This is a genomic window from Mesorhizobium waimense, assembly GCF_003601975.1.
In the GTDB taxonomy this organism is placed as follows: domain Bacteria; phylum Pseudomonadota; class Alphaproteobacteria; order Rhizobiales; family Rhizobiaceae; genus Mesorhizobium; species Mesorhizobium waimense.
Map to the genome: position 1 here is coordinate 245,126 of NZ_QZWZ01000002.1, position 16,428 is coordinate 261,553.

General features: G+C 63.1%; 16 protein-coding genes and 1 other RNA gene. 7 read left to right on the forward strand and 10 right to left on the reverse strand.

Annotated features, from left to right (window positions below):
* Positions 1-11: 11 nt before the first annotated feature.
* Positions 12-701 (reverse strand): TetR/AcrR family transcriptional regulator, encoded by a 690-nt coding sequence (locus D3227_RS03705; protein ID WP_120012630.1) that lies wholly within the window; start codon positions 699-701, stop codon positions 12-14.
* A 187-nt stretch (positions 702-888) separates the two neighbouring features.
* On the opposite strand from D3227_RS03705, the gene D3227_RS03710 reads away from it, so the two are divergent.
* The gene (locus tag D3227_RS03710; protein WP_120012632.1) at positions 889-2,094 is read left to right on the forward strand and encodes a multidrug effflux MFS transporter; all 1,206 of its coding nucleotides are present in this window, start codon (positions 889-891) and stop codon (positions 2,092-2,094) included.
* 124 nt (positions 2,095-2,218) lie between these two features.
* On the opposite strand, the gene ssrA is transcribed toward D3227_RS03710, so the two are convergent.
* Positions 2,219-2,578: a transfer-messenger RNA gene (ssrA, locus tag D3227_RS03715) on the reverse strand.
* 168 nt (positions 2,579-2,746) lie between these two features.
* Here ssrA and D3227_RS03720 point away from each other — a divergent pair.
* On the forward strand, positions 2,747-3,058 hold the full coding sequence (locus D3227_RS03720; RefSeq protein WP_120012634.1) for a DUF2853 family protein: 312 nt from the start codon (positions 2,747-2,749) through the stop codon (positions 3,056-3,058).
* A 144-nt stretch (positions 3,059-3,202) separates the two neighbouring features.
* Complete coding sequence (locus D3227_RS03725) at positions 3,203-3,997, forward strand: thymidylate synthase (RefSeq protein ID WP_120012636.1); 795 nt, start codon at positions 3,203-3,205, stop codon at positions 3,995-3,997.
* 40 nt (positions 3,998-4,037) lie between these two features.
* Here the strand turns inward: D3227_RS03725 and D3227_RS03730 are convergent, their stop codons facing one another.
* Positions 4,038-4,241, reverse strand: a complete 204-nt coding sequence (locus D3227_RS03730; RefSeq protein WP_120012638.1) for a TOBE domain-containing protein — start codon at positions 4,239-4,241, stop codon at positions 4,038-4,040.
* A gap of 162 nt (positions 4,242-4,403) precedes the next feature.
* Here D3227_RS03730 and modA point away from each other — a divergent pair, with 162 nt between their 5' ends.
* The 4 genes from modA (at position 4,404) to D3227_RS03750 (ending at position 7,450) form a co-directional block, all read left to right on the forward strand.
* Positions 4,404-5,192 (forward strand): molybdate ABC transporter substrate-binding protein, encoded by a 789-nt coding sequence (modA, locus tag D3227_RS03735; protein ID WP_120012640.1) that lies wholly within the window; start codon positions 4,404-4,406, stop codon positions 5,190-5,192.
* A gap of 16 nt (positions 5,193-5,208) precedes the next feature.
* Complete coding sequence (gene modB / locus D3227_RS03740) at positions 5,209-5,913, forward strand: molybdate ABC transporter permease subunit (RefSeq protein WP_120012642.1); 705 nt, start codon at positions 5,209-5,211, stop codon at positions 5,911-5,913.
* Entirely contained in the window at positions 5,910-7,022 is a 1,113-nt protein-coding gene (gene modC, locus D3227_RS03745) for a molybdenum ABC transporter ATP-binding protein (protein ID WP_120012644.1), read from the forward strand. The genes modB and modC overlap by 4 nt, the downstream gene beginning before the upstream one ends.
* 86 nt (positions 7,023-7,108) lie before the next feature.
* Positions 7,109-7,450, forward strand: a complete 342-nt coding sequence (locus tag D3227_RS03750; protein WP_120012646.1) for a winged helix-turn-helix domain-containing protein — start codon at positions 7,109-7,111, stop codon at positions 7,448-7,450.
* A gap of 52 nt (positions 7,451-7,502) precedes the next feature.
* Here D3227_RS03750 and D3227_RS03755 read toward each other — a convergent pair whose 3' ends face one another.
* The 7 genes from D3227_RS03755 to D3227_RS03785 all read right to left on the reverse strand — a co-directional run bounded on the left by D3227_RS03755 (position 7,503) and on the right by D3227_RS03785 (position 16,223).
* Positions 7,503-8,462: a D-ribose ABC transporter substrate-binding protein gene (locus D3227_RS03755; protein WP_120012648.1), complete on the reverse strand. Its 960-nt coding sequence runs from the start codon at positions 8,460-8,462 to the stop codon at positions 7,503-7,505.
* A 32-nt stretch (positions 8,463-8,494) separates the two neighbouring features.
* Positions 8,495-9,652, reverse strand: coding sequence for an ABC transporter permease (locus D3227_RS03760; protein ID WP_167480580.1), 1,158 nt, complete (start codon positions 9,650-9,652; stop codon positions 8,495-8,497).
* Complete coding sequence (locus D3227_RS03765) at positions 9,615-11,195, reverse strand: sugar ABC transporter ATP-binding protein (protein ID WP_120012650.1); 1,581 nt, start codon at positions 11,193-11,195, stop codon at positions 9,615-9,617. The genes D3227_RS03760 and D3227_RS03765 overlap by 38 nt, the downstream gene beginning before the upstream one ends.
* Entirely contained in the window at positions 11,192-11,851 is a 660-nt protein-coding gene (locus D3227_RS03770; RefSeq protein ID WP_120012652.1) for a DUF2291 family protein, read from the reverse strand. The genes D3227_RS03765 and D3227_RS03770 overlap by 4 nt, the downstream gene beginning before the upstream one ends.
* Before the next feature lie 321 nt (positions 11,852-12,172).
* Positions 12,173-13,918 carry a glycerol-3-phosphate dehydrogenase/oxidase gene (locus D3227_RS03775; RefSeq protein ID WP_120012654.1) on the reverse strand — a complete coding sequence of 582 codons (1,746 nt, stop codon included), beginning with the start codon at positions 13,916-13,918 and terminating at the stop codon, positions 12,173-12,175.
* The gene (locus D3227_RS03780) at positions 13,915-14,691 is read right to left on the reverse strand and encodes a DeoR/GlpR family DNA-binding transcription regulator (RefSeq protein WP_120012656.1); all 777 of its coding nucleotides are present in this window, start codon (positions 14,689-14,691) and stop codon (positions 13,915-13,917) included. The genes D3227_RS03775 and D3227_RS03780 overlap by 4 nt, the downstream gene beginning before the upstream one ends.
* Complete coding sequence (locus D3227_RS03785) at positions 14,688-16,223, reverse strand: FGGY-family carbohydrate kinase (RefSeq protein WP_120012658.1); 1,536 nt, start codon at positions 16,221-16,223, stop codon at positions 14,688-14,690. Before D3227_RS03785 ends, D3227_RS03780 begins: the two co-directional genes overlap by 4 nt.
* Positions 16,224-16,428 lie beyond the last annotated feature (205 nt).

The following is a 16,428-nucleotide window of genomic DNA, read 5'->3' on the forward strand; positions in this document are numbered from 1 at the left end:
GATTTGACCGTTCAGGCGCCGACCAGAGCGCTTTTTCTGGCCGCGTGGCTTGCGCTCTTTTGCCTGCCGAAGGCGCTGAGGAAGGTGCGCACGCCGTTGGTGGCGGACTGAAGCACCTCTTCGTCATCAGGCATACCGCCAAGCATGAAGCTTATCTGCAACTCGGCGTTGATCAGCGCGAGAAACTGGCGTGCCGCCACGTCAGGATCCTTGATCGCGAGGTGACCGGCATAGGCAAGCCGGGCGAAGCGGGCGGCAAGCGCCGACCAGGTTCGGCCTGGCCCCTGTTCGCGCCATTCGGCAAAGAGTTCGGGGTAGCGCTCGCCCTCTGTCTGGATCAGCTTGCGCAGGAATCTGCCGTCGCGGTTGCAGATGCAGTTGCGGTTCATGCGCATGGCGAAGCCGATCAGATCGGCTTCGAGGTTGCCGGGCTGGTCGGGGAAGGTGGCGATGGTGGCGAAGATGCCGGCGTTGCAGCGCTCGGTGAGATCGCGGACCACGGCGACGAAGAGTTTTTCCTTGTCGCCATGGTGGTTATAGACCGTCTGGCGCGACACGCCGGCCTCGGCCGCAATCAGGTCGATATTGGCGCCGGCAAAGCCTTCGCGGCAAAAGACCGAGGCAGCAGCCCCGACAACCGAAATGCGTTTTGCCTCGTGGCTGCGTGGCGGGAAAGTGTCAGGAGAAACGCCGAGCTTCATAAAAATCTATATAGCGGTGATTGACGAATTGGACAAGAGTGTCTAATTTTGTGGACATAACATAAGGACATTCGCGCCGGAGAGACGAATGAATTCGCTCTGAGGTGTCGCAATGTCACAGGATGCAACGTCCTGGGGTTAGACGTCGGGTTAGCGGCGGCAACCAGATTCGAAAGAAGCCTTTATCATGAGTCCCAAATTCCTCCGCATCGCGGTCGTGCTCGGTCTGTTGTCCGCGATAGGCCCGTTCGCAATCGACATGTATCTTCCGGCGCTGCCTTCGATCGGCGAGGATCTGAAGGCCGGCACGTCGGCCGTGCAGATGAGCCTGCTGATCTTCTTCCTGTCGATGGGCTTCGGCCAGATCATCGTCGGGCCGATCTCCGACATGGTCGGGCGCAAGCTGCCGCTCTATGGCGGTCTTGTGCTGTTCATGGTTGGCGGTGTCGGCTCGGCACTGGCGCCTTCGATCGAGTGGCTGATCGCCTTCCGCTTCCTGCAAGGGCTCGGCGCCAGTGCCGGCATGGCGGTGCCGCGTGCCATCGTGCGCGACCTGCACACCGGCAATGAAGCCGCCAAGCTGATGTCCTTGCTGATGCTGGTGTTTTCGGTGTCGCCGATCCTGGCGCCGCTGACCGGCAGCCAGATCATCGAGATGTTCGGCTGGCGCGCCGTGTTCTGGACGGTGACGGGTGCCGCAGCGCTCGCCACCATCCTGCTCGCGACCTCGCTCAAGGAGACACGTCCGGTCGAGGAACGCGCCGGCTCCTCTTTCGGCACAGCGCTTTCCGGCTATCGCTTCCTGATGGGCGACCGCAATTTCCTCGGTCTGGTGGCGATCGCGGGCTTCGGCATTGCCAGCTTCTTCGTCTATCTGTCGAGCTCGTCCTTCATCCTGATCGACCATTATGGGCTGTCGCCGTCGGTCTACAGCGTGTTCTTCTCGATCAACGCGGTTGCCTTCATCGGCATGTCGCAGCTGACCGGAATGCTGGCCGAGCGGTTCGGGCTGAGGCGCCTGGTGCGCGTCGCGGTGACGGGCTACGCAACCACGATGGTGGTGCTGTTGGCCATCATGGCGACGGGTGTCGACCGGCTCGACATGATGGCGGCGCTGCTGTTCGTCGGCTATGGCTTCCTCGGCTTGGTCATCCCGACGACGTCGGTGCTGGCGATGGAAGAGCATGGCGAGATCGCGGGAACGGCCTCGGCCCTGATGGGCACGCTGCACTTCGCCATCGGCGCTTTAGCCATGGGTGTCGCTGGCCTGTTCTTCGACGGCACGCCGCTGCCGATGGTTGCCGGCATCACGCTCTGCGCGGTGATTTCGTTCAGCCTGGCCAAGGTAACGCTCTGCCGGTCGCGCGATGCTGTGGAAGCGCCGGCGGAATAACAGACATCGATAGAAACCAAAGAGGCCGGGTCAGTCCCGGCCTTTTTGCGCCTGTCGTAGCAGTGTCTCAGGTGCGAAAGCCAAGCCAGGAAGGCCTTTGGCATGCATGTACAGAGGAGGAGAAAGTGGAGGTTTCTGTTGCCAGGTACCTCCGAACCCCGCCTAGAAGTGCGAACCTCTAGGGCTTGATTTGAAGCGTTCGCACTGCATTAAGCAGCGAGACGAGCTTCCGCATAGTTGTCGTTGGCAACTATAAGTTTAGCCCGATGACGGTGGTACAATGCCGGGCAAAAGTACGATCTTTACACCTTCGTCGATCCTATTTCGCCCCCAGCAAAAGCCGCTCTTTTGAAAGAGCGGTTTTTGGTGGAGGCGCCGGGTACCGCCCCCGGGTCCGAACGGCTTATTTCATCGCCCATTTATCGCCATAGTCGGTCAAGCCGACAAAACGAATATAGGGGCCGATCGTGGAAAATGAAAGGCCGCAATGTCCTTTCGTGCATGTGTCAAATTGGATCGTTGAGGGTTGACTTGCTCGCGCGCTCAACCGAAGCTTCCGGGCGGTGAGGAGTTTCAGCCTAGCGCACAAGTTGCGTCAGCGCGCCACAATCCTCATCGACCGGATCCGTGGCGCCGACGAGGGGAATTTTTCATGGCCGACTATCTCGCAGACGTGAAGAAGTACGACGCCGGCGCCAGCGCCGATGCGGTCGACAAGATCGTGAAGCATCTGGGCATTGCGCTGCGCAACCGGGATTCTTCGCTGGTGTCCTGCACCGATCCCAAGGAACTGGAGCGCGTCAGGGACAACTGGGCCGCGAAGAAGCTCGGCGTCGCCGACGCCAGCAAAGCCGACGCGTCGATCGAAAAGACCTGCAAGGCGATGGCCGCCGACAACACCAAGAGCCGCGTGACCTTCTACTATCTGGTCGCGAAAGATCTGGGCAAGCTCGGCGCCCTTTAATCGGTCACGGCGCCGCCGCAGATGGATACCGGCGCGATTTTCGCGCCGGCTGCGGGGTGATATCCAGAGCCATTTTCGCTTTGCTGTGTTCAGCCGACTGTCTGGCAGCTATAATGCCTGCAATCCCGAATCGAGGCCAAGCCGATGCGCCAGTATCTCGACCTGTTGAAGCATGTGCTAGAAAACGGCGTCGATCGCGGCGACCGCACCGGCACCGGTACGCGTGGGGTGTTCGGCCACCAGATGCGCTTCGACCTGTCGCGCGGCTTTCCGGTCACCACCACCAAGAAGCTGCATCTGAAGTCGATCATCCATGAGCTTCTGTGGTTCCTGGCCGGCGACACCAACATCAAATACCTCAACGATAACGGCGTCTCCATCTGGGACGAATGGGCCGACGAGAATGGCGATCTCGGCCCTGTCTACGGCAAGCAATGGCGATCGTGGCCGGACGGCCATGGCGGTGAGATCGACCAGATTACGAATCTTCTGAAGGAGATACGCAAGAATCCTAATTCGCGCCGGCTGATCGTTTCGGCGTGGAACCCGGCCGAGGTGGAGGCTATGGCGCTGCCGCCCTGCCACTGCCTGTTCCAGTTCTACGTTTCGGAGGGCAGGCTCTCCTGCCAGCTCTACCAGCGCTCGGCCGATATTTTTCTCGGCGTTCCCTTCAACATCGCTTCCTATGCGCTGCTGACCCTGATGGTGGCGCAGGTGACCGGGCTAAAGCCCGGTGATTTCGTCCATACGCTCGGCGATGCGCATCTTTATTCGAACCATTTCGAGCAGGCGCGCGAACAGTTGCAGCGCACGCCCAAGGCGCTGCCGACGATGTGGATCAATCCGGAGGTCAAAGACCTCTTCGCCTTCCGTTTCGAAGACTTCCGGCTAGAGAACTACTTTGCCGACGCGACCATCAAGGCGCCGATCGCCGTCTGATCGGAAGCCAGGCCTTGCCTGGTGCTTTGCGTACAATCCGTCAGTCGATGCCGACCATGACGTCGGACGCCTTGATCACGGCATAGGCCGGGTTGCCCTTTTCGAGCTTGAGGTCGTCCACCGCCTCGTTGGTGATCGACGCGGTGACGATGGCGCCGCCGATGTCGATGCGGACATGCGAGGTGGCTCCCTTGACGATCTCGACGATAGTTCCCTTGAGCGTGTTGCGGGCGCTAATCTTCATGGGAGTCTCCGTCGCTGTATTTAATGAAGGTCATCGTAGGCCGAGAAAACCTCGACACACAACGCTGTAGCTCGCGAAAGGCCTTTCCTTGTTATATTCATACGGATATATCGATTGCAGGCTTTGAGCCGAACGGATTTTTCAAACCCTGGGAGGGTTTTCATGCTTGATTTCGGGTTGAAGGCAATCGCGATCGGCGGGCTGACGGCAATTTTGATGGCCACAGCGCCGGCCGCCCGTGCCGAAGACAAGGTGGTCGTGTTCGCGGCGGCCAGCCTCAAGGACGGCCTCGACGCCGTCAACGAGGTCTGCGAGGCCGATGTCGGCGAAGCGGCGACCATCTCCTATGCGGCAAGCTCGGCGCTGGCCAAGCAGATCGAGGGCGGTGCGCCGGCCGATGTGTTCATCTCGGCCGACCTCGACTGGATGAATTACCTCTCCAACAAGAAATTGACCAAGCCGGACACCGAAGTGAAGCTGCTCGGCAACCAGATCGTGCTGGTGGTGCCGAAAGATTCCAAGGCCGAAACCAAGATCGAAAAGGGCTTTGACCTTGCCAGGCTGATCGGCGACGGCAGGCTCGCCATGGGCGATTTCAAGGCGGTGCCGGCCGGCAAATACGGCAAGGCCGCACTGGAATCGCTCGGCGTCTGGTCCTCGGTCGAGGGTAAGGTGGCGCAGGCCGAGAACGTGCGCGCGGCACTGAAGCTGGTCTCGACCGGCGAAGCCCCGCTCGGCATCGTCTATGCCACCGACGCGCATGCCGAAAAGGGCGTCAAGGTGATCGGCACCTTCCCCGAGGATTCGCATCCGCCGATCGTCTATCCGGTTGCCCAGACCGCGGATTCGAAGGACAAGGACACACCGGTCTTCCTGAGATGCCTTGAGTCCGCCAAGGCGGCCGAGCTTTTCAAGGCGCAGGGTTTCACCATTCTGGCGCCGAGCAACTGAGGCACGACACCAAGGCATGAACTGGCTGCTGGACCTCACTCCCGACGAATGGAATGCGGTCCGGCTGTCCATCAAGGTGGCGACGGTGGCGATGCTCGCCAGCCTGCCGCCCGGCATATTGATCGCGCTGGTGTTGGCGCGCGGCCGGTTCTGGGGCAAGACCTTGCTCAACGGGCTGGTCCACCTGCCGCTGATCCTGCCGCCGGTGGTGACCGGCTATCTTCTGCTTTTGACCTTCGGCAGGCGCGGTCTGGCCGGCGCATTCCTGGCCGAGCAATTCGGCATTGTCTTTTCCTTTCGCTGGACAGGCGCAGCACTCGCCTGCGCGATCATGGGCTTTCCCCTGATGGTGCGGGCGATCCGGCTGTCAGTCGAGGCGGTCGACCGCAAGATGGAAGCGGCGGCCGGCACGCTCGGCGCCAATCCGCTCTGGGTGTTCGCCACCATCACCCTGCCGCTGATCCTGCCCGGGCTGATCGCAGGCGCGATCCTGTCCTTTGCCAAGGCGATGGGCGAATTCGGCGCCACGATCACTTTCGTTTCCAACATCCCGAACGAGACCCAGACGCTGCCGTCGGCGATCTACACCTTCACGCAGGTACCGGGCGGCGACGCCGGCGCGCTCAGGCTGACGCTGATCTCAATCGTCATTTCGATGGCGGCGCTTGTCGCCTCGGAGGTGCTGGCACAGCGCGTTGGCCGGCGGATGGACATCGAATGACGGTCCTGGTCGACATCAGCCACCGGCTTGGCGATTTCGCGGTCGACGCCAGTTTAGAGAGCGCCGGGCGGCTGACGGCACTGTTTGGGCCTTCCGGATCGGGCAAGACGACGCTGATCAATCTGATTGCCGGGCTGATCCACCCCGACAAGGGCCGCATCGCGGTCGACGGCCGTGTGCTGGTCGATACCGATGCCGGTCTCTTCGTGCCGAAGCACAAGCGTCGCATCGGCATGGTGTTCCAGGATGCGCGGCTCTTCCCGCATATGAGCGTCGCCGGCAATCTGCGCTACGGTCGCTGGTTCACGCCGGCGGCGGAGCGCTATGCCGACTTCAATGCCGTGGTCGAATTGCTCGGCATTGGCCATCTGCTCGAGCGGCGGCCGGCAAAGCTTTCCGGCGGCGAGAAGCAGCGCGTGGCGATCGGCCGGGCGCTGCTTGCAAGCCCAAAATTGCTTTTGATGGACGAGCCACTGGCTTCGCTGGATGAAGCCCGCAAGGCCGAGATCCTGCCCTATATCGAGCGGCTGCGCGACGAGACGAAGATCCCGATCGTCTATGTCAGCCATTCCGTCGCCGAGGTGGCGCGGCTGGCCAGCGACGTCGTGGTGCTTGCGCAAGGCAAGGTCGTGGCCTCAGGAGCGACCGGAGCAATCATGCAGCGGCTCGACCTTTTACCCGCCGAAGAGCGCGGCGAGGGCGGCGCGGTGCTGGACACCAATGTGCTGCGCCACGATGAGGCCTTCGGCATGAGCGTGCTCGGCTCGGCGGCGGGCGAAATCCGCGTGCCGCGTCTGGCGGTGCCGATGGGGGCGCCGGTCCGCATCCGTGTTCGTGCTCGCGACGTCATGATCGCAACCGAGCCGCCGGTTGGCCTCAGCGCGCTCAACATACTGCCGGGAACGATTGTGGCCGTCAGGCCGGGCATGGGGCCTACGGTGGAAATCGCTATCGACTGCAACGGCGTGATCGTGCTGGCGCGCATCACCGAGCAGTCGAAACACACGCTGCGGCTCAGGCTTGGCGGCAAGGTTTTTGCGGTGATCAAGACGGTGAGCTTCGACAGCGCGACCACGGGCGCCGGGCTACCGGTCGAGGCCGATGGGTAACCCAAAGGACAATACCGCTATGTTGCTTTGGAATAGCGATTTGGCCGCGGAAGGGCTAGTCTGGGCGTGACAGCGGAGAGGACGACATGCCGTCGCTGAGTTTGCGCATAAACCTCGATCCCGATGGGCGCGTCGGGCCCGGCAAGATCGAGCTTCTGGAGCAGATCGCCGCCTTCGGCTCGATCTCGGCCGCGGCGCGTCGCATGGAGATGTCCTACAAGCACGCCTGGGACCTGGTCGAGGATATGAACCGGGTGTTCGGCAAGCCTTTGGTAGCGGCGCAGACCGGCGGCAGGAAGGGCGGCGGCGCCCAGCTGACCTCGGTCGGCCTGGCGGTCGTCAGCCGCTTCCGGGCAATAGAGCGGGCGGCGGCGTCCGCGGCGGCTGGGCATATGGAAGCGCTGCAGGCGGAAATCGACGCGGGCTGAATGGCCTGCAGGGCAGGCGAGGGGTGACGCGAAGGACACCCCTCTTCCGACATTACTCCGAAAGGGTGAACGGAGCCGTGTACTTGTCGACATTGTCCTTGGTGATGAGCAGACAGTCGAAGAGCTGCTTCTCGGTCGCGGCTCCGGTCTTGCCGGTCTTGATGAAGGAGTCTGCCTGTTGCACGGCCTTGGCCGAGTAGACGGCCACCGGCTGCAGCACCGTGTATTGCAGTTCGCCCGCCTTGATGGCGGCGACGGCGTCCGGCGAGCCGTCGAAGCCGCCGACTTTGATGCTCGACAGCTTTCCGGCTTCCTTCAGCGCGGCGATCGCGCCGAGTGCCATCTCGTCATTGCCGCTGGTCACGCCGATGATGTCGGGGTGGGCCTGCAGCAGGCTCTGCATCTTGTCGTGGCCCTGGGTGCGGTCCCAGTTGGCGACTTCCGAGCCGACCTTCTTGAGATCGGGATACTGGCTGATCACGGTCTCGTAGCCGTTCGAGCGCGTGGCGGCATTGTTGTCGGAGGGCGCGCCGAGCAGTTCGACATAGTTGCCCTTCTCGCCGATGTCGGTCACCCATTGCTGGCCGCCGAGCGCCGCGCCTTGTGCGTTGTTCGAGACGAGCTGCGCCTTGGCCAGACCCTCCTGATTGATCTCGGCATTGACCAGGAAGACCGGGATGTTGGCAGCGATCGCCTTCTTCACCGCGCCGATCGAGCCGCTGGCGTCAGCGGGGTCGAGGATGATCGCGACCGACTTGTTGGTGATCGCGGTGTCGATCAGCTTGCTCTCGGTGTTGGTGTCGGCCTTCGAGGCGCCGACGGTCGCGGTATAGCCGAGCTTCTCGGCTTCGGCCTTGGCGACGTTGCCTTCGGTCAGCCAGTAGGGGTTGGCGGGATCGATGACGATGATCGAGATGAGGCCTTCGGCCGATGCCGCGGTTACCGATCCTGCGAGGATCGGGGCGGCGAGGGCGAGCGTCGAGAGCATCAGAATTCGGGCACTGCGATACATGGAGTTCCTCCTTTGGTTAGCAATCGTGCCGGTCAACCGGCAGTCTTCTCGAGAGCGGGATCGGCCGTTTGGGCCTTGTCCTTTTGTGGAGAAGTCGGGGGGCTGCCGGTCGAGCTCGGGAGCTTGACGCGGCGGCGATACTGAATGGCGTTGAGCAGCACCGCCAACACGATGACCGCGCCGGTGAACACTGTTTGCCAGTAGGCAGAGACGCCGATGATGACGAGGCCGTCGGACAGGAAGCCGATGACGAAGGCGCCGACCAGCGTGCCGCGGATGTTGCCGCGGCCACCGGTGAGCGCGGCGCCGCCGATGACGACGGCCGCAATGGCGGTGAGCTCGTATGAGGTGCCGGCGGTCGGTCCGGCCGAGGTCAGCTCCGAAGACAGGATCAGGCCTGCCACCGAGGCGCAGATGCCGGAGAGCATGTAGACCGAGACCTGCACTCGCTTGACCGGCACGCCGGAAAGTTCGGCGGCACGCTCATTGCCGCCGGAGGCATAGAGCCAGCGGCCGAAGGCGGTGCGGTTGAGGATGATGCTACCGATGATCGCGATGACCGCCATGACCAGCACGCCAACGGGAATGTCGAGCAGGCGGTTGAAGCCCAGCCACTCGAAGCCGGTGTTGCCGAGTTCCGGCTTGCCGCCGAGGTCGTTGTAGGTCAGGCCGTTGGTCATCAGCAGGGCTGCGCCGCGCACCACATAGAGCATGCCGAGCGTGGCGACGAAGGCCGGCACCTTCAGCCAGGCGATGAGCACGCCGTTGACCAGGCCGACTAGCGCGCCGAGCACGCAGACCAGCACCGCGACGACCCAGACCGGCGGGTAGAGGATGACGCCGAGCGAGGTCAGCTGCACGCCCTGCATGAAGAAACCGGCGACCACGCCGGAGAAACCGAGCGTGGAACCGACCGAGAGGTCGATGCCGCCATTGAGGATGACCAGCAGCATGCCGACCGCCAGGATGCCGAAGATGGCGACATGCGAGGCCATGGTCAGGAAATTGGCGACCGAGAAGTAGTAGGGAGACAGCATCGAGAAGACGATGATGATGGCGATCAGCGCGAAGAAGGCGCGGCCCTCCAGCAACAGCTTGGCCAGGCTGAAGCCGTCGCCCGATGCCCTAGGACGGGAGCGGCTGCGATCGGGGCTAGCGTCGGTCACGGTGATGGCTCCTGTGTTCTTCATGGTCGGAGACCACGGCCTCGCCGGAAGCGGCCATGATCTCCTCCTTGGTGGCATCGGCGCCGAACTCGGCCGAGATCCTGCCGCGACGCATGACGATGACGCGGTGCGCGATGCTCAGGCACTCGGTGACTTCCGAGGTCGAGAACACCACGGCGAGACCACGTGCCGCGCGCTCGCTGAGCAGCCGGAACACTTCCGCCTTGGCGCCGATGTCGATGCCGCGGCTGGGTTCGTCCAGCAGCATGACCTTGGGGCTGGTGGTCAGCATCTTGCCGATGACCACCTTCTGCTGGTTGCCGCCGGACAGCGATCCGATCGGCGCGCCGCCGCCCGCCGTCTTGACGCGTACGTCGCGGATGGACCCATCGACCAGCGATCGCTCTTGCGAGCGGGACAAGAACATCCCCTTGACGAAGGCGCCGATGCTGGCGAGCGACAGGTTCGCGCCGACCGACATCGTCTGGACAAGACCGTCGCGCTGGCGGTCCTCGGGCACCAGCACAAGGCCCCTTGCGATGCGCTCGGCAATGCTGAGCCGGGAGATGTCATTGCCTTCAAGCAGCATGCGTCCGCCGGCGGCAGACAGGCGCCCGGCAATGCATTCGAGCAATTCCGTGCGTCCGGCGCCCATCAGCCCGTAAATGCAGACGATCTCGCCGCTGCGCACATCAAGCGAAAGCCTGTCGACGACCAGGCGTTCCGAACTCGTGACATCGGCGACGCTGACCTCGTAGACCGACAAGGCGATCTCGCCGAAGGCATGGCCGGTGGGTGGCGTACCCAGGTCGAAATTCTCGCCCACCATGTTGCGGACGATCCATTCGAGATTGATGTGCCTGGCATTGGCAGTGGCGGTGATCGATCCATCCCGCAGCACCACGGCATAGTCGGTGATCTGCAGCGCCTCCTCGAGATGGTGCGAGATGTAGACGATCGAGACGCCACGGGCCGTCAGGTCGCGGATCACCTTGAACAGCACCTCCACCTCGGTGGCGCTCAGCGCCGAGGTCGGCTCGTCCATGATCAGGATGCGCGAATCCACCGAGAGCGCGCGCGCGATCTCGACGATCTGCTGCTGCCCCAGGCGCAGGTCCTGCACCAGCGTCATCGGATCGATGTCTTCCTCAAGGTCGGCCATCAGCTGTCGCGTCTGGCGGGCCTCCTCGGCGAAATCGACGCCGGTCGCGCCGGGTATTTCCCGACCCATGAAGATGTTGTCGCGCACGCTCAGATTGGGGGCGAGGCTGAGCTCCTGATGGATTATCGAGATGCCGCGGTTGCGGGCATCGGAAGACGAGGAGAAGGTAACGGACTGGCCATCGAGCTCGATGCTTCCCGATGTCGGCGTCGTCACGCCGGAAAGGATCTTCATCAGGGTCGATTTGCCGGCGCCGTTCTCGCCGAACAGCGTCGTGACCTTGCCGCGGTGGATATCGAAATTGACGCCCTTGAGGGCATGCGTGCCGCCATAGGTCTTTACGATGTTGCGGGCCGCAAGCACGGTGTCGCCGGCCGCAGGCTCGAATTCGGGCGCCGCATTCATTGGACGCTCAGCTTCACGGGCGTGACCAGCCAGCCCTTGGGATTGATCAGCTTGAAGACGCCGACGACCGAGATGGTCTTGCCGGTGAGGTTGGTGTTGTCGATGGTCGACAGCACCTGCTTCTTCATCTCGTTGTTCAGGGCCGAACCCGCGTTCTGATACTCGATCTGGTTGATGAACTGGCCGAATGTGATGGCGCCGGTGGCATCGCGCAGGTCGGTGCCGTTGATTGCCGGCCCGGTCTGCACGCGAACGACCAGGGTGTCGGGCACGTCGGCGACCTTGACGGTGTAGATCCCGGATTTTCCCTCGCCGACGACGCCTGAGAATTTGACCGGGAATTCAGTGCCGACATTGGCCGGCACACCATATTGCTTCTCCGCAGCAGCCTTGTCCTTGGCGATGGCCGAAGCCAGAGTTGGGGCATCCACGGCGCGCTGCTCGACAGCGGCCTGCACGTTCGGGAACTCAGCCTTGCCGAATGCCTCCGGCGAAAAGGCGGCCTTGCGCGTGTCTTCCGCCGAGCCGATCGTCACGACCTTGGTGTCGAGGATCATCGCGCCAAGTACGACAAGCACTCCGGCCGCAAGGACAATCCAGCGAACATTCGAGGCCGGTCGCCGGTTCATCGTTGGGGTGGCAGGCTGCGAACTCATGCTGTGACGACCCGTGCTGTCGCGGCGATCAGGGATGGCATTTCGTTGCTGTTGCGCGAGGTGCCGCTGAAGCCGCTATGCGGGCAGTGTCCATCGAAAACCTCCCGTAGCGCGCTCCTTAAGCGCAATCGACCATACCGTGATGTTAAATTACCGTCAATGACTGTGATACTTTCCCCGCATTGTAACATGTGCGTGAGCGAACTTTGACTGCATTCTGGTTCAACATATTGTTTTTGTTTATTTTTTATAAGTCTTAGCAATATCTCAACAACGCTGTGATGCTGCGAGCTTTGTGACGGTGATGAGGCCATATCGTCCTCAGGCCTGTTTGGCGCGGTCGCCTGCGCTTCGCGCGTGGCTGTCGGGTTGCAGTTGCATCAAATTGTTGCCGCTGAGCTGAGCGACGACGGCATCGATCTCCTCATCCATGCGCTGCGGACTCCAGCCGAGCGCCTGGCCGGCAACCGAGGCGATCTGCTGCAGGTCGCTTGTCGTCAGGGAACCGCTGATTGCCAGGGTCGTGCGCCGCATGACGATGTCGGCGAGATGTTCAACGAATTCGTTGCGAGCGATGTAATCGATCTCGGACAGGCTGTAGTCGTTCGAATCCGGCAAGCGGTCTCCATTGCTGGAAGCGCTCCGGTGGCGCGCAATCAGGGCTGCGCTGGTTCCGTAGCGCGACAGCAACTGGTCGAGGCTAGTCATGTCGATGCCGCTGGCCGATGCGGCATCGGCCAGCCAGGCTGCGCGCGCCGCTGCGTCCATCGGAAAGCCCTTGCCGCCGCCGATCGGCATCGATTGCGTCGTCACCTTGCGGCTGCGGCCGAGCCGATCGAGCACGGTATCGGCGACCTCCTCGGCGAAACCGCGAAACGTCGTCCATTTGCCGCCGATCAGCGAGATGATCGGGAAGGGCCTCGAAAGATCCGGCTCGGCGACGAGAGCCGAATGATCCCGGCTGATCAGGCCGGGGATCGAGGCGTCGGATGAGGGCAGGGGCCTGATCCCGCTATAGGCATAGACGATCTGGTCGCGTTCGAAGCTCATGCCCGGCAAAAGCGTGCGCACGCTTTCGAGCAGGTAGTCGATTTCCTCCGGCTCGCAGCGGACCGTGTCTGGGTTGTCGGCCGGAAGGTCCGTCGAACCGACGAGCGCCTTGCCGAGATAGTCGTAGACGAGGCAGATGCGGCCGTCGTCGGCCTCGAAATAGAGCATGCGGCCGGCCAGGCTCTGCACCAGCGCGTCGTGCTTCAGGAGGATGTGCGAGCCCTTGGTTCCACCGATCATTTTTGACGGTGCGCCGAGCGCGGCGTTGACGTAATCGATCCATGGGCCGGCGGCGTTGACGACCAGCTTTGGCCGCAGCGAAAAGGCGCCGCCATTTTTCCGGTTGAACCTCAGCACCCCGTTCGAAGAGGAGATCAGCGACGTATAATTGGCGGCCGTGGAGGCTGCATTGGCCTCCAGCCCGTCGGCGATCAGCTCGACCACCAGCCGTTCGGGGTGGCTGATCTTGGCGTCGTAGTAGGTGCCGGTGGCGACGATCGACCCGGTCAGGGCCGGCATGTCGCGCAGCGCCTTGCGCCGCCCGACCAGCCTGTGGCGCGGCATGACCCGGTGCCGCGAGCCATAGAAATCATAGATCATGAGGCCGATCTTGATGAGGATGGCACCACGGCTGCGCGGCGCGCTAGTCGAGCCGAGCAGCGTTCGCAGCGCCGCCCACATGCCCTTGCCCCAGGAAAAGATCGGGATGACCGTGGGCAGCGGGCTGACATAGTGCGGCGCGTTCTTCAAGAGCAGGTTGCGCTCCAGCGTCGACTGCGCCACCAGTCCGAACTCGCCGGTCTCCAGATATTTTAGCCCGCCATGGATCAGGCGCGAGGGCGCGGCACTGGTGCCCGAGCCGAAATCCGCCTTGTCGACGATAAAGCAGTTGACGCCCTGCGCGCAGAGATCGCGGAACAGGCCGGCCCCGTTGATGCCGGCACCGAGAATGACGACATCGACATCGCCGGCCTTGCCGGCCAGAGCGTCCTCCCGGGTTTCGTCGGGCTGCTTCATGGCGTCTTTGTCTTGACGATGCGCAGTTTGACGCCGGCCTGCTCAAGCTGTTGCGCATGCTTGTCGCTGATACCGTCGGTCACCAGGACCGCCTCGAAGCTGGTCAGCTCGTCCAGCACATGCAATGCGACCTTGTCGAACTTGGAATGGTCGACAAGCAGCACGCGTTTGATCGCAGCGGCCATCATCGCCTGCTTGACCCGCACGACATGCTGATCTTGGATGAAGGCCGTGGTGCCGCTGATCGCCGATGCCGAACAGATCAGAAGGTTGGCGCGCAGCCGCGAGATCGCGTTCTCGCAAACGATGCCGATATAGGCGTTGTAGGTGCGGTGGTACTGGCCGCCGAGGCAGATGAAGTCGATGTCGTCGACATTAGTCAGGAGGGCTGCGGTCGAGACGCTGTTGGTGATGACAGTGAGCGGCTTGACCTCGAGCAGCAGCGGCGCGACGGCGTTCGCCGTGGTCGAATCGTCGAGGATCACCGCCTGCCCAGGTTCGACATAGTCCATCGCGGCACGGGCCAGCGCGTCCTTTTCCGCCCTGCCCACCGTCACCCGGTAACGGAAGGCGCTTTCATAGAGGCCGGACGGCTGCACGGTGACGGCGCCATGCAGCTTTCGGAGCACACCCTGATGCGCCAGCTGGTCGATGTGGCGGTGGATCGTCATGCGCGACACGCCGAAATGCTCGACCAGATCGTCGATGCGCACCTGGCCGAGCTTGATGACGTATTCGGCGATCTCTTCGCGCCGTTCATCGGCCTTGATCATTCCGTGCCCCCCACGCTTTGCCCCGCAAGGCTTTCGATCTCCGCCCATTTCGGCCTGAGCTGCTCGGCAATGCGGCCATAAACGGAATACCGCTCGTCGAAAACGGCGCTGCGCGCCGGGTCCGCCAGATACTGCCGGCTCACCGTGCAGGTTGCGCGCGCGCCCTCTTGCGGCGAGGCGAACAGGCCGACCGCAGCACCGGCGCAAAGTGCAGCGCCAAAGGCCGCCGCCTCATCGGTCGAGGTCACGCTGACCGGAACCTTGAGCACGTCGGCGAACATCTGCACGAGCGCCGGATTACGCGAGCCGCCGCCGGTCAGCCGCACCTCGCGAACGGCGAAGCCGTCGCGCAGGGCTTCGACGTGGGTACGGTGGTTGAAGACGATGCCTTCCAGCACCGCCTTCAGCATGTCGCCGCGATCATGCCAGCCGCGCAGGCCGACGAAACTGGCGCTGGCGGAATTGCCGTAGGGCGAGCCGAACAGATAGGGGTGGAAGAGGAGGGTCGACGGCTTGTTCCGCGCCGCGTCGATTTCGGCCGCCAGCATCTCGTGGATTGAGCCGCCGGTCCTTTTGGCTACCTCCTGCTCGGCACGGCAGAGCGTGTCGAGGAACCAGTCGTAATTCGCCGTCGAGGCCGGCGAGATCGACATGTTGTTCCAGCGTCCGGGATCGATTGCGTTGCGGCAGAACCAGCGCTGGTCGACGCGCGGTTCGCTGGATACCACTTCATTGATCGAATAGGTGCCGGCAACGATGCTGACCACGCCGTCTTCATGACCGCCAATGCCAAGCGCCGAGGCGGTGACGTCATGCAGGCCGCAGGCGACCGGCGTGCCTTCGGCGAGCCCGGTCAAAGCCGCGGCCTCCGCCGTGACGTAGCCGGCGATGTCGGCCGGATGCAGAGCCGGCGGCAAGGCCGCGAACAGCTCTTCCAGGCCGAAGACACGCATCGCCTCCGGCGCAAAGCCTTGCGTGCGCACGTCGGTGAACGAGGTGCTCGCCTCGGTAAGATCTGTGGCAATAGTGCCGGTCAGGCAGAAGCGCAGCCAGTCCTTGCAGCCGATGATGTGGCCGATCCGGTCGAAACGCTCTGGCGCGTGATTTTTCAGCCAGGCGAGCAGCGCCGAGGGGGCGGAGGCATGCGGGACCTGGCCGGTCAGGGCAAGCGCCTCGGAGAATACCGGGCTCTTCGACCAAGCATCGACAATGTCGCCGGCGCGGCTGTCGAGCGACAATATGCCGGGGCCGAGCGGCCGGCGCTCCTTGTCGAGCAGATAGAGGCCGTCGCCATGCGCGGTTGCCGCCACCGCCTTGATGTCGCGCGCCGGCCTGCCGCTGAGCGCGATCGCTTCGCCGACCGCTTCGGCGGTCGCTTGCCAGAGGCCCGCCATGTCGCGCTCGACCCAGCGCGGCTGCGGCATCGACTGCGGCACCCGGCGCCGTGCCACCGACAGCTGCGAACCGTCGGCGTCGAAGACCACCGCCTTGGTCACCGTCAGGCCGTTGTCGATTCCAAGCAGGCTGGCCATGATTTTTCTCGGTCAGCGCCTGCCGGCACGCATTGCGAATTGGTCCCGAACGATGGTGGCGCTGAGCATCATGGAATTTATCCTCGCCGGGATTGGCGGCTGCCGAATTCGACCACCGGATGAACAGCGGCGAGATTCGAACCAACACAACCGACCATACAATTCTGTGAATTTAACGTCAATATGTGTGATATCTGCCGGAGCG